At 65.3% G+C, this 24,367-nt stretch carries 23 protein-coding genes; 16 read left to right on the forward strand and 7 right to left on the reverse strand.

The window, feature by feature from the left end; translation table 11 throughout:
* Nucleotides 1–91 precede the first annotated feature (91 nt).
* Both C3Y92_RS18805 and C3Y92_RS18810 read left to right on the forward strand, forming a co-directional pair.
* A complete protein-coding gene (locus tag C3Y92_RS18805; RefSeq protein WP_129355222.1) occupies nucleotides 92–595 on the forward strand; it encodes a CinA family protein in 504 nt (167 codons plus the stop codon).
* Between the two features lie 173 nt (nucleotides 596–768).
* Nucleotides 769–1,026, forward strand: a complete 258-nt coding sequence (locus C3Y92_RS18810) for an amphi-Trp domain-containing protein (RefSeq protein WP_129355224.1) — start codon at nucleotides 769–771, stop codon at nucleotides 1,024–1,026.
* Between the two features lie 73 nt (nucleotides 1,027–1,099).
* On the opposite strand, the gene C3Y92_RS18815 is transcribed toward C3Y92_RS18810, so the two are convergent.
* The gene (locus C3Y92_RS18815) at nucleotides 1,100–1,609 is read right to left on the reverse strand and encodes a hypothetical protein (protein ID WP_129355226.1); all 510 of its coding nucleotides are present in this window, start codon (nucleotides 1,607–1,609) and stop codon (nucleotides 1,100–1,102) included.
* A 164-nt stretch (nucleotides 1,610–1,773) separates the two neighbouring features.
* Between C3Y92_RS18815 and C3Y92_RS18820 the strand changes: the two genes are divergently transcribed.
* From C3Y92_RS18820 to dsrP, 6 genes are read left to right on the forward strand one after another with little or no spacing between them, the layout of a single operon-like run.
* Nucleotides 1,774–2,316, forward strand: coding sequence for an RsbRD N-terminal domain-containing protein (locus C3Y92_RS18820; RefSeq protein ID WP_129355228.1), 543 nt, complete (start codon nucleotides 1,774–1,776; stop codon nucleotides 2,314–2,316).
* Between the two features lie 36 nt (nucleotides 2,317–2,352).
* A complete protein-coding gene (dsrM, locus tag C3Y92_RS18825; protein ID WP_129355230.1) occupies nucleotides 2,353–3,354 on the forward strand; it encodes a sulfate reduction electron transfer complex DsrMKJOP subunit DsrM in 1,002 nt (333 codons plus the stop codon).
* 45 nt (nucleotides 3,355–3,399) lie between these two features.
* Nucleotides 3,400–5,013, forward strand: coding sequence for a sulfate reduction electron transfer complex DsrMKJOP subunit DsrK (gene dsrK / locus C3Y92_RS18830; RefSeq protein ID WP_129355232.1), 1,614 nt, complete (start codon nucleotides 3,400–3,402; stop codon nucleotides 5,011–5,013).
* 3 nt (nucleotides 5,014–5,016) lie between these two features.
* Nucleotides 5,017–5,433 carry a sulfate reduction electron transfer complex DsrMKJOP subunit DsrJ gene (gene dsrJ, locus C3Y92_RS18835; protein ID WP_129355234.1) on the forward strand — a complete coding sequence of 139 codons (417 nt, stop codon included), beginning with the start codon at nucleotides 5,017–5,019 and terminating at the stop codon, nucleotides 5,431–5,433.
* A 39-nt stretch (nucleotides 5,434–5,472) separates the two neighbouring features.
* Nucleotides 5,473–6,249 (forward strand): sulfate reduction electron transfer complex DsrMKJOP subunit DsrO, encoded by a 777-nt coding sequence (gene dsrO / locus C3Y92_RS18840; protein ID WP_129355236.1) that lies wholly within the window; start codon nucleotides 5,473–5,475, stop codon nucleotides 6,247–6,249.
* A gap of 8 nt (nucleotides 6,250–6,257) precedes the next feature.
* Nucleotides 6,258–7,451, forward strand: coding sequence for a sulfate reduction electron transfer complex DsrMKJOP subunit DsrP (gene dsrP, locus C3Y92_RS18845; RefSeq protein WP_129355238.1), 1,194 nt, complete (start codon nucleotides 6,258–6,260; stop codon nucleotides 7,449–7,451).
* A gap of 578 nt (nucleotides 7,452–8,029) precedes the next feature.
* Here dsrP and C3Y92_RS18850 read toward each other — a convergent pair.
* Complete coding sequence (locus C3Y92_RS18850) at nucleotides 8,030–9,643, reverse strand: TolC family protein (protein WP_129355240.1); 1,614 nt, start codon at nucleotides 9,641–9,643, stop codon at nucleotides 8,030–8,032.
* A 246-nt stretch (nucleotides 9,644–9,889) separates the two neighbouring features.
* Here C3Y92_RS18850 and polA point away from each other — a divergent pair, with 246 nt between their 5' ends.
* Nucleotides 9,890–12,556, forward strand: a complete 2,667-nt coding sequence (polA, locus tag C3Y92_RS18855; protein ID WP_129355242.1) for a DNA polymerase I — start codon at nucleotides 9,890–9,892, stop codon at nucleotides 12,554–12,556.
* A 118-nt stretch (nucleotides 12,557–12,674) separates the two neighbouring features.
* Nucleotides 12,675–13,496: a hypothetical protein gene (locus C3Y92_RS18860; protein WP_129355244.1), complete on the forward strand. Its 822-nt coding sequence runs from the start codon at nucleotides 12,675–12,677 to the stop codon at nucleotides 13,494–13,496.
* A gap of 149 nt (nucleotides 13,497–13,645) precedes the next feature.
* Here the strand turns inward: C3Y92_RS18860 and C3Y92_RS18865 are convergent, their stop codons facing one another.
* From C3Y92_RS18865 to dsrA, 5 genes are all read right to left on the reverse strand, one after another.
* Complete coding sequence (locus C3Y92_RS18865) at nucleotides 13,646–14,710, reverse strand: hypothetical protein (protein WP_129355246.1); 1,065 nt, start codon at nucleotides 14,708–14,710, stop codon at nucleotides 13,646–13,648.
* 73 nt (nucleotides 14,711–14,783) lie between these two features.
* A complete protein-coding gene (locus tag C3Y92_RS18870; protein WP_129355248.1) occupies nucleotides 14,784–16,214 on the reverse strand; it encodes a cobyrinate a,c-diamide synthase in 1,431 nt (476 codons plus the stop codon).
* A 157-nt stretch (nucleotides 16,215–16,371) separates the two neighbouring features.
* Nucleotides 16,372–16,599 carry a dissimilatory sulfite reductase D family protein gene (locus C3Y92_RS21590; protein ID WP_006922177.1) on the reverse strand — a complete coding sequence of 76 codons (228 nt, stop codon included), beginning with the start codon at nucleotides 16,597–16,599 and terminating at the stop codon, nucleotides 16,372–16,374.
* A 60-nt stretch (nucleotides 16,600–16,659) separates the two neighbouring features.
* On the reverse strand, nucleotides 16,660–17,823 hold the full coding sequence (dsrB, locus tag C3Y92_RS18880) for a dissimilatory-type sulfite reductase subunit beta (protein WP_129355250.1): 1,164 nt from the start codon (nucleotides 17,821–17,823) through the stop codon (nucleotides 16,660–16,662).
* A gap of 16 nt (nucleotides 17,824–17,839) precedes the next feature.
* Nucleotides 17,840–19,153, reverse strand: coding sequence for a dissimilatory-type sulfite reductase subunit alpha (gene dsrA / locus C3Y92_RS18885; RefSeq protein ID WP_012749935.1), 1,314 nt, complete (start codon nucleotides 19,151–19,153; stop codon nucleotides 17,840–17,842).
* Nucleotides 19,154–19,473: 320 nt separating this feature from the next.
* Here dsrA and C3Y92_RS18890 point away from each other — a divergent pair, with 320 nt between their 5' ends.
* The 6 genes from C3Y92_RS18890 (at nucleotide 19,474) to C3Y92_RS18915 (ending at nucleotide 24,366) form a co-directional block, all read left to right on the forward strand.
* A complete protein-coding gene (locus tag C3Y92_RS18890; RefSeq protein WP_235669541.1) occupies nucleotides 19,474–20,169 on the forward strand; it encodes a YkgJ family cysteine cluster protein in 696 nt (231 codons plus the stop codon).
* Nucleotides 20,170–20,228: 59 nt separating this feature from the next.
* Nucleotides 20,229–20,747: a hypothetical protein gene (locus C3Y92_RS18895; RefSeq protein WP_129355252.1), complete on the forward strand. Its 519-nt coding sequence runs from the start codon at nucleotides 20,229–20,231 to the stop codon at nucleotides 20,745–20,747.
* 2 nt (nucleotides 20,748–20,749) lie between these two features.
* Nucleotides 20,750–21,808, forward strand: a complete 1,059-nt coding sequence (locus tag C3Y92_RS18900) for an acyltransferase family protein (protein ID WP_129355254.1) — start codon at nucleotides 20,750–20,752, stop codon at nucleotides 21,806–21,808.
* Between the two features lie 289 nt (nucleotides 21,809–22,097).
* Nucleotides 22,098–23,417 carry a DUF2325 domain-containing protein gene (locus C3Y92_RS18905; RefSeq protein ID WP_129355256.1) on the forward strand — a complete coding sequence of 440 codons (1,320 nt, stop codon included), beginning with the start codon at nucleotides 22,098–22,100 and terminating at the stop codon, nucleotides 23,415–23,417.
* Nucleotides 23,418–23,522: 105 nt separating this feature from the next.
* Entirely contained in the window at nucleotides 23,523–23,903 is a 381-nt protein-coding gene (locus C3Y92_RS18910) for a RidA family protein (RefSeq protein ID WP_129355258.1), read from the forward strand.
* A gap of 220 nt (nucleotides 23,904–24,123) precedes the next feature.
* Nucleotides 24,124–24,366, forward strand: a complete 243-nt coding sequence (locus C3Y92_RS18915) for a (2Fe-2S) ferredoxin domain-containing protein (RefSeq protein ID WP_012749929.1) — start codon at nucleotides 24,124–24,126, stop codon at nucleotides 24,364–24,366.
* The last annotated feature ends 1 nt before the right edge of the window (nucleotide 24,367 follow it).

Below are 24,367 nucleotides of genomic sequence, written 5' to 3' on the forward strand. Positions count from 1 at the left end.
GCCAATTTTGGCAACACACCCTGGCCGCGTCATCGGTGACAGGCGGCAAAAAATCCGCTAATCCGCCCATGATCGAGGGGAGGTTGGCCTTATGGAAGAGACCTTGCGAGTGTTGGCGCTGCGTCTGGGCGAGGCCCTGTCCGCCCGGGGGTGGCTGCTGGGCTGCGCCGAGTCGTGCACCGGAGGGCTGCTCTCCAGCGTGCTCACCGACGCGCCCGGCGCTTCGGCCTGGTTCGCCGGAGCGGTGGTGGCCTATGCCAACGGCGTCAAGCGCGACGTGCTGGGGGTGTCCCAGGCCGTGCTGGACGCCAAGGGGGCGGTCAGCCGCGAGAGCGTGCTGGCCATGACCCGGGGCGCGCGCGGGGTGCTGCGCGTCGACGCCGCCATCGCCATAAGCGGCGTCGCCGGTCCGTCCGGCGGCACGCCCCAAAAGCCCGTCGGCACGGTCTGGATGGCCTGGGAAGGCCCGGACTTCACCGATGTCCAGCGCTTCCAGTTCGCCGGCGACCGGCTGGCCGTCAAGCGCCTGGCCGTGGCCGCGGCCATGGAGGGCTTGCTGGCCCGGGCGCTCCAGACCGCCGGCCCCGAAGGGTAGGCCCCGCAAGCCGCGATGAGGCCGGCCCATCCCCGCCTGGCTACGGTGTTGCGCGCGCCGCGACACGCAGCCGGCACGGCCTTGTCGGCGACCGGACGCCGGACCGCCCCGCCCCGGTCACACGGGCCTGCTAGCCGGGGCCAAGGCCGCCTTCAGGCGGCCGGGGAGGCGACATGGAAACGCGCACGGCCCGTCTGGGCGGCGTCATGGGCGTGTGGGAAGCGGCGGCCAGGCTCGAAACCATGGCCCAGGAACTGCGGGCCGGCAGCCTGGCCCTGGCCGCCGGACGGGTCTCGGTGGAACTGTCCCCGGCCGTGATGCTCGACGTGGAGATCAAGGCCACCAAACGGCCCGACCGGGAAGGCATTGACGTGCGCCTGTCCTGGCGTCCGCCGCAGCCGTCCGAGTCCGGCGCACGCGGCGAATTCTAGCCTTCCAGGCCGTCCATTCAGGCAATATTTTCAATAATACCTGGACATTAACAACAAGAGCCGAACAAAAGCCTCAGGACCGGTCCTCGCCGCAGACCGGCGCACGGTCGCCGGCGCGGCGCAGGGCGTCGAGGCCCTTTTGGGACACCACCCAGCCCTTGGCCTTGACCGTGCCCTTCAAGTTGATGCGCAACAGGTAGCCGTGCAAAAACAGGTCGCGCACGTCGTCCCCGTCAAACTCCCCGGCCAGTTCCTTGGGCATCATGCCCCGGTTTTTCGACAGCTTGGAGTAGTGGTAAACGTCGGACAAAATGCGCAGATGCTCCGGTTCCAGGGCGCTGGCCGCATCCTCGCCGGCCAGGGCGAAACGGCCGCCGGCGGTGATGCGCCAGCCTTCGACGTCCTTGCCGCAGGGAAATGAGAGCTTGACCCGCTCCAGAAATCCGGCATCTTCGAGTTCCGCCAGCCGCGTTTTGTCGTAGTGCAGGGCCTGCCTCCTGGGCATGGTCCCGTTGTAGCGTGCGATGGAGGCAAAGGCGGCGGCGGCGCGCAGGATATCGACGTGGGCGGCAGTGGTTTGCATGTCGGCTCGCTTTTTTCCAAGCCTAGCAAAAGCGCCATAGACCGGCAACAGGCCGGGAATTCAAGGCGATTTCCGCCCGGACCGGGGGAATTCCGTCCTTTACAATTTGCGTTTTTCTGGTAAGGAACCAGCCTGTTAAGCGATTGTGAAGAAAGGTACATTTCATGCTGAAACTGGTGGATCATCTCGTCCTCGACCAGCAGGCCGTCCTTGACGCCTGGTTCGACCTGATTCTTGGCACCTACTCCGAGAATACGGCCGTGCTGTGGAAAAAGCGCGACGACCCCTTCGCCAATCCGGTGCGCCACCGGTTCGAAGCCGGCATGCGGGGCATCGTGGTGGGGCTGGCCACCTGCGGCCAGACGCCCGACGTCGAGACCTTCGGCCCCTATCTCGACGAGATCGTGCGGGTGCGGGCCATCCAGGACTTCACGCCGTCCCAGGCCACGGCGTTTATTTTCCTGCTCAAAAAGGCGGTGCGCGAGACCCTCTGGGAAAAAATCGCGGAGCACGACCTCTTCGTCGAGCTTCTCGCCCTGGAATCTTCCATCGACGTGCTGGCCCTTTTCGCCATGGACATCTACTGCCAGTGCCGGGAAAAGCTCGCGGGGCTGCGCATCGACCAGATCAAGAAACAGTACGACCGGCTCCTTAAACGGGCCAATCTCGTCTGCGACCTCTCCGCCGAGGGAGGGGAGGCCCAGTAGGCGTCAATGGGGAAACCTTTAACGAGGTGAGGGTACATGGCAGCGTTTTACTCCTTTCTCGCGGTACTGGCGCTCATCGTCATCCCGTGGTTGGGCGTGGGGATGGGGATGGGTGCGCTGTTCGGGATCGTGCTCCCGTACATCGCAATCATCATTTTCATGGTGGGATTCACCATGCGGATCGTGGACTGGGCCAAAAGCCCCGTCCCTTTCTGCATTCCCACCACCGGTGGTCAGCAGAAATCGCTGCCCTGGATCAAAAACAGCCCCTGGGACAACCCGTATGACAAGAAGGGCGTGTTCATGCGCATGGTGCTGGAAGTCTTGTGCTTCCGGTCGCTGTTCCGCAACACGTCGGTGAAACTCCAGCAGGAAGGCCCCAAGGTCGGCTACAGCTCGGAGAAATCCCTGTGGCTGTTCGCCTTGATCTTCCACTACTGCTTCCTGCTCATTTTGGTGCGTCACCTGCGCTTTTTCATGGCGCCGGTGCCCTACCCGGTCCACATCGCCGAGTTCATGGATTCGATCCTCCAGATCGGCTTGCCGGTGATGTACCAGTCCGACGCGCTCATCCTGGCCGGACTGCTCTTCCTCCTGGCTCGCCGCGTGTTCGACGGCAAGGTGCGCTACATCTCGCTCATGCAGGACTACTTCCCTCTGCTCCTGCTGATCGGCATCGTGGTCACCGGCATCTGGATGCGCTACGTGGTCAAGGTCGACGTTATCGCGGTCAAGGAATTGGCCATGGGCATCGTGACCCTGCATCCGCACATGCCCAAGGCGGCCATCGACCCCTCGGTCTATGCCCACCTGACGCTGGTGTGCGCGCTTTTCATCTACTTTCCCTTCTCCAAGCTCATGCACATGGGCGGCGTCTTCCTCTCGCCCACCCGCGTGGCGCCCAACATGAGCCGCCGGGCCATGTGGGTGAACCCCTGGAACGATCCGTCCATCAAGCCGCACTCCTACGCGGCCTACGAGGACGACTTCCGCGAGAAGATGATCGAAGCCGGCCTGCCCGTGGACAAGAAAGCCTAAAGCGGGCGCAACCTTACCATTTCTGGAGAGAAGTGAGGATCGACCATGGCCAAGTATCCGCCACCGGAAGAACTGATCAAGATCAACTACACCACGCCGGTCAAGTCGTGGATGGACACCAAGACAGCTTTTAAACCGGGCAACTTCAGCTACCCGGGCAAGCCCGATATCCTCAAGTACCTGGGGATGCCCAACCCCCGCGAGTGGACGCCCACCGACGACGACTGGAAGCTGCCGCCCGACTGGCAGCGCATCGTCATGGAGAAGTTCCGCGAGAAGCTCAAGAAGTACCGCTCGTTTAAGATCTTCATGGACATCTGCGTGCGCTGCGGCGCCTGCGCCGACAAGTGCCACTTCTTCATCGGCGGCGGCGATCCGAAAAACATGCCGGTGCTGCGCGCGGAACTGTTGCGCTCCATCTACCGCGGCGAGTTCTCGGCGGCCGCCAAGGTGCTCGGCAAGCTGGCCGGCGCCCGCAAGCTCGAAGAAGACGTCATCAAGGAATGGTTCCTGTACTTCTACCAGTGCACGGAATGCCGCCGGTGTTCGCTTTTCTGCCCCTACGGCATCGACACCGCCGAAATCACCATGATGGCCCGCGAGCTGCTCCATGAAGTGGGCTGCAACATCAACTGGATCCTCGAACCGGCCGCCAACTGCAACCGCACCGGCAACCACCTCGGCATCCAGCCCCACGCCTACAAGGACATGATGGATTTCCTCTGCGACGACATCGAGGAAATCACCGGCAAGCGCATCCGGCCCAACGTGAACAAGAAGGGTTGCGAAATCCTTTTTATCACGCCGTCCGGCGACATCTTTGCCGACCCGGGCATCTACACCTACATGGGCTACCTGATCCTGTTCGAGCACCTGGGCCTGGACGTCACCTGGAGCACCTACGCTTCCGAGGGCGGCAACTTCGGCCTTTTCACCTCGGACAAGATGATGAAAAAGCTCAACGCCAAGATGTACGCCGAGGCCGAACGCCTGGGCGCCAAATGGATTCTTGGCGGCGAGTGCGGCCACATGTGGCGCGTGATCAACCAGTACATGTCCACCATGAACGGCCCGGCCGACTTCCTGGAAACCCCGGTGTCCCCCATCACCGGCACCAAGTTCGACGCCGCCGCCGGCACCAAGATGCTCCACATCGCGGAGTTCACCGCCGACCTGATCAAGCACGGCAAGCTCAACCTTGATCCGTCGCGCAACGACAACTTCAAGACCACCTTCCACGATTCCTGCAACCCTGCCCGCGGCATGGGTCTTTTTGAAGAACCCCGCTACGTGCTCAAAAACGTCTGCCGGTACTTCTACGAAATGCCCGAAAACACCATCCGCGAGCAGACCTTCTGCTGCGGCGGCGGCGCGGGCCTCAACAACGAAGAGTTCACCGAGACGCGCCTGCGCGGCGGCCTGCCCCGGGGCAACGCGGTCAAGTATGTGCGCGATCGGCACGGCGTCAACAACCTGGCCTGCGTCTGCGCCATCGACCGTGCCACGTTGCCGCCTCTGTGCGACTACTGGGCTCCGGGTGTCGGCGTCTCCGGCCTGCATGAGTTGGTGGGCAATGCGATCATCCTCGACGGCGAGAAGAAGCGCACCACCGATCTCAGGCAAAACCCCCTGCCGGGGATGGAGGACGAGGAGGAATAACCTATGTACAATGCCAAATATATCATACCAGGCATTATCTTCTTCCTGGCCCTCGCCTTCGCTCCCGTGGTCTACAACATGGGCCACAAGTTTGAAGTGACGCCGGAGCTGCCCAAGGATCAGAAGGACTGCGTGCTGCCGACCCAGGAAATGCGCGACAAGCACATGCAACTGCTCAACGAATGGCGCAACGAAGCCGTTCGCGACGGCAACCGCATCTTCGTCAACGCCAAAGGCCAGAAATACGTCAAGAGCCTGACCAACACCTGCATGTCCTGCCACACGGACAAGGCCAAGTTCTGTGACCGTTGCCACGACACGGTAGGCGTGGCCCCCTATTGCTGGGATTGCCACAACCTCACGCCAGACCAGAAGTCGCCCATTCCCCCCGTCGCGCAAGCGGCCTCGGGCGGGCACTAGGCCGGCGTCGGCGACACCACCACTCAAGGGGACCTTACCATGAAAAGCAACAGACGAGAGTTCCTGAAGCTGGCCGCCGTCTCCGCCATGGGGATCGGCGCCGCCCGGCTCGGTTTCCTCGGCGACGCCCCGGCGTTCGCCGAGAGCGTGCCCACGGCCGCCAACTTCGAAGAGGGCCTGAAGGCCAAACACTGGGGCATGGCGATTTTCACCGCCAAGATGACCCCGGAGATGAACGCCAAATGCCGCAAGGCCTGCCATACCGAGCACAACGTGCCCGACATCGCCGGCCCCAAGGAGATCAAGTGGTTCTGGGGAGCCAACTTCGAGGAGTCCTTCCCCACCGAGCACGGCCACTACCTGTCCGAGGAGATCGAGCACCGGCAGTTTCCGCTGCTGTGCAACCAGTGCGAAACCCCCATGTGCGTCAAGGTCTGCCCCACCCAGGCGACCTTCCAGCGCCCCGACGGCATCGTCATGATGGACTTCCACCGCTGCATCGGCTGCCGCTACTGCATGGCCGGTTGCCCCTATGGCGCGCGCAGCTTCAACTTCCAGGACCCGCGACCGTTTATCAAGAGCTTCAATCCGCTCTTCCCCACCCGGATGCGCGGCGTCGTGGAAAAATGCAACTTCTGCGCCGAGCGCCTGGCCATCGGCAAGCTGCCCGTGTGCGTGGAAGCGGCCGAGGGCGCCCTGGTCTTCGGCGACCTGTCCGACGAGCAGTCCGACATCCGCAAGGCGCTGCGCGAACATTTCGCCATCCGCCGCAAACCGGACGCCGGCACCTCGCCGAGCGTGTATTACATCCTGTGAGGTAAGCCATGCTGGAAAAAGCGCTCAAAGGAAGTCCCCGTTATTGGGGCACGCTGATCGCCCTTGGCCTGGTCATGGCGCTGGGCCTCGGCTTTTGGCTGTACCAGTTGACCTTCGGCATGAAGATCACGGGGCTTAACCGCGACGTGTCCTGGGGCTTTTACATCGCCCAGTTCACCTATCTGGTCGGCGTCGCCGCCTCGGCCGTCATGCTGGTCCTTCCCTACTACTTCCACCACTACAAGGAATTCTCCAAGATGATCATTCTTGGCGAATTCCTGGCCATCGCCGCCGTGGTTATGTGCCTGGGCTTCATCGTGGTCGATATTGGTCAGCCCCAGCGCATGCTCAACGTGCTGCTAAACGCCACGCCCCACTCGGTCCTGTTCTGGGACATGGTCGTCTTAAACGGCTACCTGTTCCTCAACATCATCGTGGGCTGGACGAGCCTGCAGTACTTCAAAAACGACATGACCCCGCCCAAGTGGGTCAAGATCCTGGCCATCGTGTCGGTCATCTGGGCTTTCTCGATCCACACCGTCACGGCCTTCCTGTACGCCGGCCTGCCCGGACGCCACTACTTCCTGACGGCCATCATGGCCGCCCGGTTCCTGGCTTCGGCGTTCTGCTCCGGTCCGGCCATCCTGCTGCTGCTGGTCTTGTGCCTGCGCCGCCTGACCGGCTTCGACCCGGGCCAGAAGGCCATCAACCGCCTGGCCGTCATCATCACCTACGCCATGTGCGTGAACATCTTCTTCTTCCTGCTGGAAGTGTTCACCTCGTTTTACAGCAACATGCCGGGGCACATCGCGCCGTTTAAGTACCTGTTCACCGGCATCGACGGCCACGACATGATGGTGCCCTTCATGTGGACCGCCGTGGTCCTGGGCCTGGGCTGCCTGCTGTTCCTCATTCCCACGCCCATCCGCCAGAACCCCACGGCCCTGACCATTGGCCTTATCATGCTGGTCATCGCCTCCTGGATCGACAAGGGCCTGGGACTGCTCATCGGCGGCTTTACGCCCAACCCCTTCGAGACCGTCACGGTCTATAGCCCGACCGTCCCGGAGATTATGATCTCGCTGATGGTCTTCGCGCTCGGCGGCATCGTGCTGACCGTGCTGTGGAAGATCGCCATTGAGGTGCGCAGTGAAGTCGAGGGCGGCAACCTGTCCATGGTGCCGCCGCCGGCCGCTGAATAAGCGCCCGGCGCAAACGTTGCCCGTAAGGCCCGCTTCCGCAAGGAGGCGGGCCTTTTTCGTGGCTGGCGACCCCAAGGCGGCATTTTCCGGGAAGCTCCTAGGGAGGCCCCGAGCAGCCGTAACCGGGAAGCTTCCGAGAGCGCCTTGGCGGGCCTGCTTGGGCAGACTTCGAAACGACTGCGACGCCGTGGTTGTCCGCCCCAGCTTCCCTTCGGCAGGACAGGCTTATGTCCTGCTAAACGCGCGCGGCCGGGCGTGGTCTTCCCGGGGCGGTAAAAGCCGGGAGGCGCGCCGCACTTGGCCCGGTAATCCCTCCGAAAACCGCCGAGTGGCGGCGGGTTGACCGAGGCTTAGCCAACGGCCCATGCGCTTGCTCTGCCCACCGTTCGGAGCAGCGTCTGGCCCACAATCGCCAGTTGCCGCTTGGGCCGGTGACGCCTCGCCTGGTGTCCTCGCCCGGCGACGCCGCCCCCGGCCATTTGGCCGCCTTGACGCCGCGCCAGCAAAAAGGCCCGCCTCCTTGCGGAAGCGGGCCTTGAAAGCGTCTTGTCCGGCCATGGGGCCGGCAAACGGGGCCGCTACTGGGCGGCGGCCAGATCGAGCTTCTTCATGCCCATGGCCACGTAGATGTCGGCCAGGGCGCTTTGGTAGTCGGTCAACGCCTGGGTCAGGTTGTACTCGGCGGTGCTCACCCGGGCCTGGGCGTCGAGCACGTCGGTGCTGGTGCCGACCTGGGCCTGGTAACGGGCCACGGCCATGCGGTAGCCTTCCTTGGACGCCTCCAGGGCCGTGCGGGCCACCGAGATGCGCTTGGCCGCGTCCTGGATGTTGAGATAGAAGGTCTTGACCTGATAGCCGATGTCCAGGCGCAGCTTGGCCAGATCGGCCTGCAGTTTTTTCACGTTTTCCCGGGCCGCCTGGAAGCCGAAGAAGGTCGAACCCCAGTCCCAGGCCTGCAAGGAGGCGGTGATGCCAAAAGACGTGGTTTCCGGGACGGTGCCGCCGGAATTGTCGCGCACGTCGAGGTCAAGGGTGTTGCCCTCGCGCTGGTAGATGGCCTGGGCCTGGACCTGGGGATACAGCGGGCTGGCTGCGATCTTGGCGTCGCGCTCGGCGATCTGCACCGATTTGACGGCCATGTAGAGGTCCGGGCGCTGCTTGTAGGCCAGATCGAGGCAGTCCTCGATGTTCATGGCAAAGGGAATGTAGGCCAGCTCGCCCAGATAGTTGGTCTGCTGATTGAGCGGCAGGTTCAGCAACGAATTGAGCTGGGCGATCTGGACCAGGACGTTGTTTTCGGCCTTGAGCAGGTCCTGTTCGGCCTGGGCCAGGTCGGATTCGGCCTGCAACACGTCCAGGCGGGGTTTGAGGCCGACGTCGTAGTAGGCCTGGGCCACCTTGTACTGGGATTCGAGGCGGGCCACCGAGTCCTTGTTGGATGACACGTTGGCTCGGGCCTGGAGCAGGGTCAGGAAAGCCTGCTGCACGGCCTTGACCAGGGTCAGCTCGGTGTACTTGATGTTGGCTTGGGCCTGCTCCTTGGTCAGGGCGGCCTTCTGGTAGGAACTGAGGAGCTTGAAGCCGGTGAAAAGCGGCTGGGTGGCCACCAGCTGCAGCTGGTAGGTGTTCTGCCAGGTGCCCACCCGGGTGGAGGAGGTGCGGGTGGTGGACAAGTTCGTGCCCTGGGTGGCGTTGATGATCTGGTTGGCGGGGATGTTGAGGCTGGTCGAACCCACGACCTGGGCGTCCACGCGCTGGAAGGAGTAGCTCACCGTGCCCACCGGCCCGAAGTTGGCCAGGGCCTGGCGGCGCAGATCCTCCGAACCGGTCAGCTGGGCGCGGGCGGACTGCATCTGCGGGTTGGCGTCCAGGCCACGCTGGGCGCTTTGCTGCATGTCGAAGCTCTGTCCGTCGCCGGCCTGGGCCGCGCCGCCGGCCTTAGGCGCGGCCGGATCAGTCTGCTTTTCCTTGACGAAATCGGGCAGCGGAATCTTTTCGACCTTGGTTTCCAGCGACGGGTCGGTGATGGGCGGCGGCCCGTAGCCGTCCTGGGTCTGCTGGATGGCGTAGCGCTTGGCCACGCGGTCATTGCTGCCCGAGCCATTCTGGGCAAAGGCTGACGTGGCCGTAAATACCGAAAGAATCAAGCCCATTACCAGAAGAAGATGGGGCCGTTTCGCTGCTGCGGTCATGCCGAGTCCTCACATTCGGGGAGATTTCCCCACAGGCCAGGGAGGTTTCCCGATAATACAATTAATACCGGATGTATACTCTTGTGAACAAGCATTCACCAAACCGGCATACACCCTATCCAAGCGCAGTATCTTACGCCTGTTCCCGCGACTTGTCGAGAGCCGAGACGGCTTGGTTGCATCCCGGCCGCCCCTGCCGTACAAGCGCGGCAGCAGCGGACGGTCCAGGCCGTCAGGAGGATGCCCATGTCCCTGGCCAATCGGCTCGGTTTTTCCCAAACGCCCCTTTTTCTCGTGGACGGCAGCGCCTACATCTACCGGGGCTACCATGCCTTTCGCGACCTGGCCCGGTCCGACGGCTTCCCGACCAGCGCCTTGTTTATGATTTTTCGACTCCTGTTCAAGATTCTCAAAGAACAGGAGCCGCGCCATCTGGTCTTCTTCCTCGACGGCAAGGGGCCGACCTTCCGCAGCAACATCTATGCCGCCTACAAAGCCAACCGCGAGGCCATGCCCGAACCCCTGGCCCGCCAGCTTGAGCCCCTGCGCCAGGGCCTCGGCCTGCTTGGCGTGCCGGTCATCATCCCCCAGGGAGCCGAGGCCGACGACGGCATCGCCAGCCTGGCCGCCCGGTTCTCGTCGAATCTGCCCGTGGTCATCGTCGGTGCGGACAAGGACCTCAAACAGTGCTTAAGCGACCGGGTGGTCCTCTACGATCCCTCGGGCAAGGCCGAAAAAATCACCACCCTGGCCGATTTCACCGCCGACTGCGGCATCGCCCCGGCTTCCTGGCCCGACCTGCAAGCCCTGGTCGGCGACACCAGCGACAACATCCCCGGTATCCCCGGGGTCGGCCCCAAAACGGCCCTGGACATCCTGCGCCAGCTGCCCACCCTGGAAGCGGTGCGCGACGGCCTGGACACGATCAAGCCGAAAGTGCGCGACAAGATCGTCCCCCTTATGGACGAGCTTTTCATCTACCGGGAACTCACACGCCTGAAAACCGACATCCTGCCGGACACGGGCCTTGACGACGCCCGGCTTGGCGCACCCGACGCCAAGGCCCTGCGCGAATTCCTGCTGGCTTATGAGCTGCGTAATCTGGCCCGGGACATCCCCGGCCAACCGCCGGCCGCGGCCGGATCGGCCACGTCGGCCGCGCCGGCCGCGTCGGCCGGACCACGCGCGGCCCAGCTGTCGCTTTTTGATGCCCCACGGCCGGACGTTGCCCAGTCCGCAGGCACCTTGTCTGCCCCCCCCGCCGCCGTGCCGGCCCCGGTCGCCTTCACCCCCCTGGACGAACTGCCTGACCCGGCCGGCAGGCAACTGGCCCTGGTCCCCCTGGAAACAGGCTACAGCCTGTCCTACGGCCCGGATGAATACGGCATTGATCCCACGCCCGACGCCTTGGCCGCCTTCCTGGCCCGGGCCGACCGGGCGGCCGTGCCCTCGGTCAAGGCCCTTTTGTCCGCCAGCCCGGCTTTTGCCGCCGTGCCCCTGGTCGTCTGGTTCGACCTGGGACTGGCCGCCTATCTGCTCAATCCCGAGAGCCGGGCCTACGCCTTTGACCGGCTGCGCGACAGCCTGTTTGCCGACCCTTCCGTGGACACCGAGGGCGTGTCCCCCACGGACAACGCCCGGGCGGCCGCCCTTTTGGCCGACGTTCTGGCCGCCCGGCTGGAAACGGCCGGCCTGTCCAGGCTGGTGGCCGAACTGGAAATGCCGCTGGTTCCGGTGCTCGTGGCCATGGAACGGGCCGGCATCGGCATCGACAAGGCGGCCTTTGCCGCCTTTGCCGACGAGGTCGCCGGCCGGCTGGCGATCCTGGAAACCGACATCGCGGCCCTGGCCGGCAAGCCGTTTAATCCGCGCTCCAGCCAGCAGCTGGGCGAGATCCTCTACACCGACCTGGGGCTCAAGGCCCACGGCAAGACCCCGGGCGGCGCGGCCTCGACCTCCCAGGACGCCCTGGAACGCCTGGCCGGGGCGCACCCGCTGGTGGACCGCATCCTGGAATTCCGCAAGCTCGAAAAACTCAGGTCCACCTACCTCGCCCCCATGCCGGCCCTGGCCGACAGGGACTCACGCATCCATACGACGCTTAACAACATGGCCACGGCCACCGGCCGGCTCTCCAGCTCCAATCCCAATCTCCAAAACATCCCCATCCGCGGCGAATTCGGCCGGCGGATGCGCGACTGCTTCACGGCCGGTCCGGGCAACCGGCTTGTGGCCGCCGACTATTCCCAGATCGAGCTGCGGGTGCTGGCCCATCTGTCCGGCGAACCGGCACTGCTGGACGCCTTTGCCCACGGAGCCGACATCCATGCCCGCACGGCTTCGATCCTTTTCGACAAACCCGAGGAGACCGTGGCCCCGGACGAACGCCGGCAAGCCAAGACCATCAACTTCGGCCTGCTCTACGGCATGGGACCGCAAAAGCTGTCCCGCGACCTCGGCATCAAGCTCGACGCGGCCAAGGCTTTCATTGCCCGCTACTTTGAGCGTCTGCCCGGGCTGTCCGCCTTTTACGAAGGCATTGTCGAGGCGGCCAAGCGCGACGGCTTCGTCACAACCCTGGCAGGGCGGCGGCGGCTGTTGCCCGACATCGGCTCGGCCAACAGCCAGCTGTCCTCCCAGGCCCGGCGGCAGGCCATCAACACCGTGGTCCAGGGCGGCGCGGCCGACATCATCAAAATGGCCATGCTGGCCGCTGCCGACGACACCGAACTGGCCGGCCTGGGGGCGGTGCTCGTGCTCCAGATCCACGACGAACTGCTGCTGGAAACGCCCGAGGCGGCGGCCAAGGAAGCCGGAGCCCGGCTGGCCGGCCTCATGACGGGCGTGATTTCCCTGGCCGTGCCCCTGGAAGTGGACTGGGGGACCGGGCGCACCTGGGGCGAGGCCCACTGATCGCGACCGACGCATTTGGGCCGGGCACATGGGGCTTTTCAACCCGGGCAAAGTGCCCTACCATCATCCAGATTCGGTTTTTTCCCAAACGCAACAGGAACCACAAGGAACCGACGGGATGCCGCCATCCGCCAAGTCCATCCGGGAAGATCTGGCCCGGGCCAAGGCCGCCTACGCCAAGAACGACGAACTGCGCGCCGTGCAGCTGTTGGCCGGGGCTTTTCGTTCCTTTACTGCGGTCAAGCTGGCCGGCAGCGACCGAGCGCCCATCGAAAGCCTGTTTCGGGAATGTCTGACCAACATCGGCAAGCTCGACGGCGTCAAGAAATACGCGCCAAGCGGCGTTCCTTACCTCAAGGGCCAAGAGCCCAAGCTGGCCGCGTTCATGGCCTCCCTGGCCAAAAAAATGGAGGCCGATCTGGCCGAGGAGGGGTTGGAGGCCATGCGCCAGCGCAAGCTGCGCATCGACCATGCCGTCATCAAGGGCACCAAGCTTCTGGCCGACGGCAACCTGCTCGAAGCCCAACGCAATTTCCGGGCCGCCGTGGAAGAGTATATTGACGAGGCCGGGCTTTTTCCGCTTATTGCCGGCCGCCTCATCGACGCCGGCCATCACAAGGCTTCGCTGGAGTATTTGAAACGCGCCCTGGAAGAGTCACCGGACAATCAGCGCATCTACGACTTCCTGCTTCAGGTTGGCGGCAAGGCCGAGGAATGGGCCGCCGTGGAGCGCGTCCTGCTCGACGCCAAGGGCAAAACCAGCGTTCCGGCGCTGTTCGATCAGACGCTGTCCCTGGCCGCTGCCCGTCTGGGGCATTGGGAAGTGGCCAAGGCCGCCGCCGCCCAGGCCCTGGCCGCCGATCCGGGGCTTACCGACGCCAAGCGCGTCTACGCGGCTGCGACCCAAAAGCTGGCCCAGCCGGCCGCGCCGCCCCAGTAAGCCCGCCACTCCAAGGTCCAAACGCCCGGGACGTCGGGTCCTGGCGCAATTTCCACCCCCCTGCGCCCACTTCCCACAGGCCAATGCGCCAACGGCTGGGCTCATTCCAGAGTGTCCAAGAGGCGAAGCGGGCAGTGTGCTGCGCGCTTCTATTCCTGCGCGGTTTCCAGGCCGCGCCCTAGGGCCTCGACCACCACGGCCGCATGGTCCGGCCAGGCCGTGGCCAACAGCGCCGCCTCGTCGTCCGGGCAGGGCCAGGCCAGGCCTTCGGCGGCCCGGGCCAGTTCCTCGGCCGTAAACGACCCCAGGAATTCGAGCAGTCCGGCGCGACGAGGCGCTTCCAGCTCCAAGGCCCCCAGGCCATCGAGAAAACCTTCCACCGCCGCCTCGGCCACTTCCGGCCCGGCCACGACCAGTTCCCCCACGCCTTCCACCCGATCCAGGCGCAGGCGCATGGTCAGATTGGTGAAAAAGGCCAACGCCGCGAACTTCTCGGCCAACTCGCCGGCCGCCGAAAAATCCCGGGACGCGCCGTAGCCGCGTACGGTGATGAGCCGTACCGAAACGCCTGTCGCATCGACCCGGGCCACGAAATCCCCGGCGGCATGATGCCACGGCCCGATGCTCGCGCCGGTGGCGACATGGTAATAGCGGGTGAGGATGGCGGCGGCCTGCCGGTAGAGTTCCCGGGCCTGGGCCGGGGAAAGGGTCCGCGTCCCGGCGTCGTAGTCCCAAAGGCTGACCTGTCCAGCGCCGTTTTGGTGGAATTCGTGGTAGCCGGCGAACCAGTCTTCGAGGAGAAAGGCCAGGCCGTCGTGCTCGGCAAAGGCGTGGGGGGCGGGCAGGAATTCCGGCGTGAAATTGTCGCGAAGCCCGGCCAGCAACCCGGCTTCCAGTTCCAGCATGGCCCGGGCCTCGGCCGTGGCGGCCACGTTGACGCACAGCTTGGTTTCACGGCCATCGACGGTCAGGGTGAGGCTGGCTGGATGGTAGAGCGCGCCGTGTTTTTCCGCCCGAAGCGACACTGTCTCCAGTTCGCCGCCGCCCAGCCCGGCCAGGATCGAACGCACCGGCTCATGGGTGACGAAAGCTTCCAACCCGTCGAAATACCGTCCGTAGTCCAGCCCTTCGGCCCCTTCCACGGCCACGCCGGCCAGTTCGGGCTTCCAGGCGATCAGCCCCCCCGGTGAAGCAATCTGCCGCACGACACGCATCGTTGACTCCTTCTCCCCCTTTCCCCCTATCGGGGGGTCCGGGGGCCTCAGGCCCCCGGCCGCCGGAGGCATCTTACTTCTTCTTCTCGCCCCGCGTGCGGTAAGCGCTGGCAGCGGCGACGAAATTGGGGGCCCAGTGGGGCGCGCCGTCGGCGTGGATGTGGGTGTAGGCGGCGAAGGTGTTGGCCGTTACCAGGCCGTCCAGGCCGGCCAACATGCCTACGCCGCGTTCCATGACCAGGGCGAAGGCTTCGGGGCCGGGCAAGGGGGGGACGTCACCGGGGCAGGAGCCGATGGCCGCCTGGCATTTGGAGTAGTGGAACTCGTGGCCGCGCAGCACCGTGCCCACGGGATGGAAGGGATTGTCGCGCACCACGGCGGCCAGGCTGTAGCCCAGGCCCTGGGGCCGGGCGCACAGGGTGGTGGTCACGGGAAAGACGCCGGCCATGGGATGGACCGTGCCGGCCACGTCGAGTCCCTGGCACAGGTACATGAAGCCGCCGCACTCGGCATAGATAGGCAGGCCGTCCCGGGACAGCCGGCGCACCCGCTCGCGGGTGGCGGCGCTGGCGGCGATGGACTCGACGTGGGTTTCGGGGAAACCGCCGCCGAGGTAGAGGCCGTCGAGTTCCGGCCAGGGCGCGTCGTCCAGGATGCTGACCGGGACGAGGCGCGCGCCGGCCCGCTCCAGGGCTTCGAGATTTTCCGGGTAATAAAACCACAGGGCGGCGTCGCGCACCACACCGATGGCCGGTTGGCCGGCAGCGGCGGTAGAGGCCGAGCAGACCGGCGGCAGGCTGTCCGGCAGGTCCGGGGCGCTTTGGGCGATGGCCAGCAGGCGGTCCAGGTCCACGTGGTCGGCCACGATCTTGGCGATACCGTCGAGGATGGGGTCCACGGCGTCGTGTTCGCGGTTGGAGACCAGCCCCATGTGGCGTTCGGGGATGGGATTCTCGGCGATCTTGGGCAGCTGGCCCAGGACCGGCACGTGGGCCAGGGTTTCGATGGCTTCGCGCAGGATGTCGCGGTGGCGCGGGCCGGCGGTGCGGTTTAAGACCACGCCGGCCAGATTGAGGCCGGGTTCGAAGGCGGCCACGCCGGCCACGATGGCGGCGGCGGTGCGGGTCATCTTGGTGGCGTCGAGGATGAGGACCACGGGGGCGGCCAGGCTTCGGGCCAAGGCAGCGGTGGAGCAGGAGCCGGCCACGTCCATGCCGTCAAAGAGGCCGCGGTTGCCTTCGACGATACTGACGTCGCAGCCGTCGGATTTTTCGAGGAAAAGGGAGGGGATGCGTTCGGGAGGCAAGAGAAAAGGGTCCAGATTGGTGGCGTCGCGGCCGGCGGCGAGGCCGAGCCAGGCGGCGTCAATGTAATCCGGACCCTTTTTGAACGGACGGACGCGAAGACCTGTCTGGGCCAGGGCCCGGCAGACGCCGAGGGAGAGGATGGTTTTCCCGGCCCCCCCGGAGAGTCCGGCCAGGACCAGACGCGGACGATAGTTCACGGCGCGTGTCTTTTGGCGCGCTCGCGCGCGTCGGAAAGTTCGGGTTTCACGAAGCGGTCCCGCAAGAGCCGCTGGGGCGTGTCGTGAACGGCGAGGTTCGGGCCAGGCCGTCGCGGCTTGCCGGTCGGGGTCGCGAAACGCAACGCGCCGTCGGCGACTATTCTTCCTCGGCCTTCTGCTTGCCGGCGCCGGTCATGCCGTACATGGTGGTGGAGCCGCTGGACCAGAATTCCAGCTTGCCCTCGTTGACCAGCTCGGTGAGGATCTTTTTCACTTCGCGCTGCTTTTTGTCCGGGAAGATCTTGCAGAAATCGCTGAAGTAAAACTTGGACTTGCCCGTCTTCCCCGTGAGGAACTCGAGAACTTGCTCTTTCTCGGAAGGCATGCCGTGCTCCCTTTGTTTTGATCCGGGCGGGGAGGATTCCCCGCCCGGAAGTTATTGACTCTAGGCTTCGACGTGCTTCGTGAACTTGAACTGGGTGCTCTGGCGCCACGTGTAGTAGGCCGGATCACGGAAGTCGTCGATGCAGTGGTGGGTGAACTCCAGATCGCACAGCTCGAAGAACTTTTCCCAGCCGATGCGCTCGGCCCATTCGCCCAGGCGCTCGTACTTGCGGGCTTCCTTGGCGTACACTTCGACGATCTGCTTGATCATCTTGGTCAGCGTCGGCCAGCGGGGCGGCTCGTTGGGGATAAAGGCCACGACGACCTTGGAGAACTTCGGCATGGAGATGCGGTTGGACACCTTGCCGCCGACCATGAGCACGATGCCGTCGCCCTCGCCGGAAGCGAGCGGCATGGCCGGGCACATGGTGTAGCAGTTGCCGCAGTACATGCAGCGCGAGGCGTTGACCGCAACGGAGTTGACCTTCTTGCCGTCGATTTCAACCTTGGCCGGCTTGATGGCGCCGGTGGGGCAGGCGGAAACGGCCAGGGGCACTTCGCAGATGTTGTCCAGGCGGTCGTGCTCGACGATGGGGGGCTTGCGGTGGATGCCGACGATGCCGATGTCGGAGCAGTGGACCGCGCCGCACATGTTGAGGCAGCAGGCCAGGGAGATGCGCACCATGGCCGGCAGGGTCATGGTCTGGAAGTACTCGAACATCTCGTCCATGACGGCCTTGACCGGGCCGGAGGCGTCGGTGGCCGGGGTGTGGCAGTGGGCGTAACCCTGGGTGTGGACGATGTTGGAGACGCAAGCGCCGGTGCCGCCGACCGGGAACTTCTGGCTGCCGCCAGCGAACTTGCGGGAAGCCAGATCGGCCAGCAGGCCTTCCACGGCGGCTTCGGTCTCGACCATGAATTCCACGTTGTTACGCGTGGTGAAGCGCAGGTGGCCGCCGCAGTGCTTCTCGGCGATCTCGCAGATCTCGCGGATGTGCGTGACGCTCATGAGGCGGGCAGCGCCGACGCGCACGGTGTAGACCACGTCGCCGGACAGGCCGACGTGCTTGAGCACGCCGGGTTTGACGATCTCGTGGTAGTCCCACTGACCTTTGTTCTTTTTGATGACCGGCGGATAGAACTCCTCGAAATGACGAGGACCAATATCCGTGATCCGGTTTTCCATGGGCTTGTCGGGATTGTATCCGGAAGAGATGAATGCCATTTCTTGTGTCCCCCGCTTATCTCATGTGTCTCTGGCGATAGGCCTTTTCGTCATGGGCAAAGCCGCCGGGCACTTCTTCTTCCTTGAAGAAGATGTACGGGTTGGAGCGCGGCTCTTTGACATGCTGCGGCATGGCCTTGATGTTGGTGACCTCAAGCAGCTTCTGGAAGGAGAGACGCTTCATGGTCTCGCCCACGCGCTCGCGGTTCTTGCCTTCTTCCATCCACCAGTCCCAGATGTTCTCGATGACTTCCTTGATCTCGTCGTAGGGATTCTCCACCACGACGAAGGGAACGAGCAGGGAGGACATCTGCGCGCCGTCCAGGATGGGGGCCTTGGCGCCCAGCAGGATCGAAGCGCCGGTCTCGGCGCCGATCTTCACGGCAGCGGGCATCGTGTTGATGCAGTGCATGCAGCGGGTGCAGTTGGCGTTGTCGATGGACAGCTTGGCGCCGTCGTAGCTCATGCAGCCGGTGGGGCAGCGATCAACGACTTCGGCCACGATGTCGAACTTGCCCCAGTCGCGGCCGGAGTGGGAGCCGCCGCCCGGCTTGAACTCGCCGGCAACGTAGGCTTTCACGCGGTCCTGGTCGATGCGGATGTCGTCCTTCCAGGTGCCGATGACCGAGAAGTCGGAACGGGCGATGGAAGCGACGCAGCCGTTGGGGCAGCCGTCGAACTTGAACTTGAACTTGTAGGGGAAGGCCGGGCGGTGCAGCTCGTCCTGATAGTCGTTGGTCAGGGTGTGGCACAGATCCTGGGTGTCGTAGCAGGCGAATTCGCAGCGCGAGGAGCCCAGGCAGTCGGCCGGGGTGCGCAGGTTGCCGCCCGAGCCGCCGAGGTCGGTGTTCATCTTGTGGGTGACGTCGAAGAAAATTTCTTCCAGCTGCGGGGTGGTGGTGCCCAGCAGCACGATGTCACCGGTGGAGCCGTGCATGTTGGTCAGGCCGGAACCGCGCAGGTCCCAGATGTCCATGATGCCGCGCAGGTAATCGGCGGTGTAGTACTTGCCGGAGGGCTGGGCCAGACGCACGGTGTGGAAGTGCGCGACGCCGGGGAACATTTCGGGCTGGTCGCAGTAACGGCCGATGACGCCGCCGCCGTAACCGAACACGCCGACGATGCCGCCGTGCTTCCAGTGGGTCTCTTTGTCCTTGAAGGAGAGTTCCAGAACGCCGAGCAGATCGTCGGGGCAGTCAACGGGGACCTGATAGTCCAGGCCGTCGGGGTTGGCGGCCCGGTGAGCGGCCTCCTGCTTGATGTCGGACACGAAGCTGGGCCAGGGCCCAGTTTCGAGCTGGTCCAACAAGGGGGTTTGGTGTTTCGCCATTTGCTTCCTCCAGTGGGGTTTGAAGAGTTACCGCCTTAACCAGCTAACACGCGCTCCGGCGGGACGGGCCTCGCCTTGCGCCCTCCCCACCGACCGACCCTGCTCGCCGACGTGTGGGGTGTTATTCAATGGGGATTGCAACGTAAAACGTGAAGTTTTGAACAATCGCGCCTGATTTAAAATGAGAACACGCGCCGTGTCAACGGCAAACCGAACTCACGCCGGGTCCCCCCGGAACATTTCCCCTACCACGAGAGCTTTTTCCTTGCAAAGCCTATTTGCTTCCAACGCCGCTCCAGGGGGTTGCAAAAGCACCGTTTTTGTCCCATTTCCCGGCCATGGACGACACCCCAGCCCATACCCCGGCCGCCCTCTCCGACACACCCGCCGCCTGCCGCCGCTGCGGCCGCTGCTGCCGTCTGGGCGGTCCGGCCCTGCACGCCGCCGACCTGCCCCTGCTGCGCGCCGGACGTCTGACCCTGGCCGACCTCGTCACCTTGCGGCGCGGCGAAGGCGTCACGGACAACGTCGCCGGCCGGGTCGGCCCCTCGCCGACCGAGCTCGTGAAGCTGCGCCCGGCTTCGGGCGGCCGGGCTTGCCTGTTCTACCGCGACCCGCCGGCCTGCGCCATTCACGACGCCTCGCCCCTGGAGTGCCGGACCCTTTTTTGCGACGCCCCCCAGGCCCTGGCCGCCCTCTACGCCAAGGACCGCCTGACCCGGGCCGACATCCTCGCCCCCGGCCCCCTGGCCGAGCTGTGCGCCCACCACGACGCCGAAACGGACCTCACGCGCCTGGCCGCCGTGTGCCGGGCCGCCGCCGCCGGCGACGACGCCGCCCGGGAGGCCGCCCGGGCGGCCCTGCGCTTCGACGCCGCCATGCGCGAACTGCTCCCGGCCCGCCTGGGCGTCGCCCCCCAGACCCTGCCCTTCCACCTCGGCCGGCCCCTGGCCCAGGCCCTGCCGGCCCTGCGCGCCGCCGCCGCCCCGGCCGCCCTTTACAAGCGCCGGCCATAGGCCTACATCCGGTTCGACCCGAAAAGGCCGGCCCCGTCCGGCCACGGGGAGGATGCACCATGCTTAGAGCCTTGATCGTCAGCCTGTGTCTTGCCTTCCTATCCCCGGCCCTGCCGGCCTCGGCCGCCTCGGCCCGCCACGTCTTCGGCAAATACGCCTTTGGCGAGTCCTGCCAGAAACTCTTCTCCGGGCCGACTTTCGCCGAGGAAAAGGCCCGGCCCGTCTGGGACCCCAAATACCAGATGTTCGGCCTGGTCCATGACCCGGAAGTCACGGCCCAAAGCCGCTTCACCCTGCACTACGACCGCGACGCCAAGCCCAATTTCGAAGGCGTGCCCCTGGGCCGGGTCTACTACGGCTGCGACAAGGCCACCGGCAGGTTCTCCCTGGTCGTCATGTCCCACGACCTGCTGGCCGTGCCGGGACTCGTGCGTAAGGCCACCGAAAGCTTCGGCCCCCCGACCATGACCACCATGATCCAGACCATCTGGAACCTGCCCGATCTCTACGTCCAGATCGATCAAGTCTATATGATCATCTACGACACCCGGGCCGGCAAACCCGGCGGCGCGTCCTGACCGTGACGCCCGGCCGCGACCTGCGCTTCCTGGAAGCCGCCCGCACCCTGGCCATGGCCGTGGTGGTCTGGTCCCATGCCAGCAACACGGTCTTTTTCCGGGAAGGCGACTTTTCAGCCACGCCGCTTTTCACCTCCTGTCTGGTCACCTTCGCCGTGCCCACGTTTTTTTGCATCTCGGGCTACCTGCTCGCCCTGTTCGCCCCGGCCGGCGGCGACCAGGCCGCCCGGCCCCTGCGCCAGATCAAAAAAATCCTGCCGCTGTTCCTGGCCTGGAACGCTCTGACGCTTATCGTCCTGCGCCTGGCCTACGGCATGCCGCTTTTTTCGCCGACCGCCCTGGCCGATCTGGCCACCGGCCCGGCCCAGCTCTATTATCTGTTCGCCCTGCTCCAGCTCCTGGCGCTCACCGCCCTGGCCGCGCCCTTTGCCTCCCCCGCCCGGGAGCGCGTCTGGCTCGCGGCCGGCGCGGCCACGACCCTGGGTTTTTACCTCGCCTCCACCCTGGCCCTGCACCTGTCCCCGCCGGCCAGCCACGCCTTCGAGCTCGTCGCCATCAAGATCGGCCCGGTCTGGCTGGGCTTTTTTGGCCTGGGCGGCTGGTTGGCCCGAAATCCCCAACACCTTGACGCCCTCGCCCGGCGCTGGCCGCTTTTCACCGCCCTGGCCGTGTGCGCCTTCATCATTTACTGGGCCGACGTGGACGCCCAGGCCCGGTCCCTTGGGGCCAACTACCGCCAATACTTCCTGCTCTCCGGGCTGGCCTTCCAACTCGCCGGCTGCCTGGCCCTGCTCGGCGGCTGCCGGGCGGCCGAAGCTCGTGCCGGCCGGCTGTTCACCCTCCTGGCCGAAACCGGCCGCGACACCCTGGGCATCTACCTCGCCCACTACGTCCTGGTGCTGCTCTTCTACGCCGCCGTCCCGGCCCCGGTGGCCCCGGCCCATCGCCTGCCCCTGGGCGCGGCGGCCATGGCCGTGTCCTTCGGCGGCTCCCTGGCGCTGACCCGCCTGGCCCGCCGCCACGGCGGCGCGGTTTGGGCGAGGGTGCTGTTTGGAGTGTAGAGGAGACGAGAAGAGGGAAGAGGCCTCCGGCGGCTGGGGGCCTGAGGCCCCCAGACCCCCCGAATGGAGAAAGGGTTAAAGTGGGCGGTTGCCGGCGCGAGACGCTCGTGCCTTGCGCTCGCTGCTGTCGCCAGCGTCCATTTCCCCGCCACGTTCCCGTTTTCCAGACCGTCTTCGGACGGGCTTCGGCCTGGAGGCCGATATTTTTTTGCCGACTTAATTGACAATGATTTTCAATTTCGTCTAAAAGGGGTGCAACGGCCACGCGGACGGCCGGGGAGCACACCACATGCAGCGCAAGACTTTAAATGATAACGCCGAATTCGCCTGCCCCATCGTGGGGACCTGTCTGACCATCGCCGAACTGCGCCGCATCTGCCGCAAATTCGGCGACGCCGTGCCCGAGGCCGCCTCGGACTACGAAGCCCACGTCTTCCTCGTCGGCCAGGCCAAGATCACGGCCAGCCCGGCCTCGAAGTATCTCCAGAAATACCTGGACAAAAAATACCGCAAGGAATTGCGGATGTTTTGGAAGACCGAGGACGAGGCCGAACTGCGCCGGCTGTGGCGGGAGCGGGCCGACGCCGGCGACGTGCCCGGTCCCTTCTGGGCGCTCATGTCCCACCCCACCGCCTCCAACGAATTGCTGCGCGACGTCTACGGCGAGGTCCACATGCTCTCCCACCGGGTGGGCGCGGCCAACCGGGCCGATCTGGCCAAGCTCTCGCGCCTTGAGGACAAGCTCGCGGAAACCGCCGCCGCCCTGGAGGACAGCAAGGCCGTGCTGCGCCAGGCCGTGTCGGTCTGGAAGACCCGCTGCCGCCAGGCCATGGAAGAACTCGCCGCCGAACGGGCCAAACGGCAAGCCGCCGAACGCGAACGCATTTCCCTGCGCGAGGCCATTGAAAATTCCGCCGTGGCCGCCGTGCGCCGCGACCGCGACATCCTGCGCGACCAGCTCATGGAACTGGCCGACCGTCTGCAAACCACCGAAGCCGAAGCCGGACGCCAGGCCCTGCTCCTGGAGCGGATGCACGCCGATCTGGCCAAGACCCGCCAGGAACTGGCCGACCGCGACAGCGAAGTGGCCGCCCTGGAAGCCTCGCTCTTTTCCGCCCTGGGCGAAGCCGCCGCCGCCCACGCCGCCCATGCCGAGCACCATATCGACGATCCCGACGGCCTTGGCGATCACCACGACCAGCCCCATGCCTGTACCGGCGACTGCCCCTGCCCGGCCGGCGGCTGCCGCCGCGATCCGGCCGCGGCCGGCTCAAGCCTCCACCTCGTCGGCGGGGGCCTGGCCGGCAAGCGCGTGCTCTACGTCGGCGGCCGGTCGTCCCTGGTCTCCCATTACAAAGTCCTGGCCGAAAAATTCGGCTGCGAACTCATTCACCATGACGGCGGCCGGGAACAGTCCTCCCACCGCCTCTGGGAATTGCTCGGCTGCGCCGACGCCGTGGTCTGCCCCGTGGACTGCGTCAGCCACGAGGCCTGCTCGCTCGTCAAACAAGCCTGCAAAGGCTGTCTCAAACCCCTTATCCTCGCCCGATCCTCGGGGCTTTCCAGCCTCGCCCGCTCCCTGGCCGAACTCGGCGCGCCGGCGCAGTAGGCCACCCACCTCCCTTTCCGGGCCACGGTTGCGTCCGTCCGCCCGACCGGCTATTCCTTTCGGGAAGCGCTCCGCACCAGGAGCGCTCCCCAAAGGAGATTGCCCATGGCCCCTCGCCGCAACATTTCCTCCGGCTCCAAATGGGAACCCCTGCTCGGCTACTCCCGGGCCGTGGTGGCCGGCAACACCGTCTACGTGTCCGGCACCGTCGGCGCCAATGCCGACGGAACCATCCCCGAAGGCGCCTACGCCCAGACCAAGCGCGCCCTGGAAATCATCCGCGACGCCCTGGCCCAGGCCGGAGCCGACCTGACCAACGTCGTGCGCACGCGCCTTTTTATGGCCGACATGGGCGACTTCGACGCCGTGGCCAAGGCCCATGGCGAAGTCTTCGGCGACATCCGCCCGGCCACCACCATCGTCGAAGTGTCCAAACTCGTGGACGCCGCCTTCGTGGTGGAAGTCGAAGCTTTGGCAGTGATTTAGGGGAAGTGAAGATGCCTCCGGCGGCCGGGGGCCTGAGGCCCCCGGACCCCCCAAATAGGTGAAGGGGGCCTTGCTCCATGGGAAGTTATGGCTATATGTGCGGGGCAGGCGGTAAACGCGCCATGCGTGGCGATTTCGCAACATTTTGCGGGAATATTGCTTGATCAGCGCAATTTTTGCGGGTAATTTGTGAAAAAAGTGACGAATGAGGCCCGCGCCCATGAAACATGAAATCGTCATCTGCATGGGCAGCTCGTGCTTTGCCAGGGGCAACCGCAAGCATCTGCTCATGATCGAGCAGTATCTGGCCGACCACGGACTCAGCGAATCCGTGGTGCTCACCGGCTCGCGCTGCGAGGACCAGTGCCGCTGCGGCCCCAACATCCGCATCGACGGCCAGCTCTACGGCGACATCAACGGCGAACGCCTCCTGGAACTCCTAAGCCGCCACCTGGCCGGCTGAT

The organism is Solidesulfovibrio carbinolicus (assembly GCF_004135975.1).
Taxonomy (GTDB): domain Bacteria; phylum Desulfobacterota; class Desulfovibrionia; order Desulfovibrionales; family Desulfovibrionaceae; genus Solidesulfovibrio; species Solidesulfovibrio carbinolicus.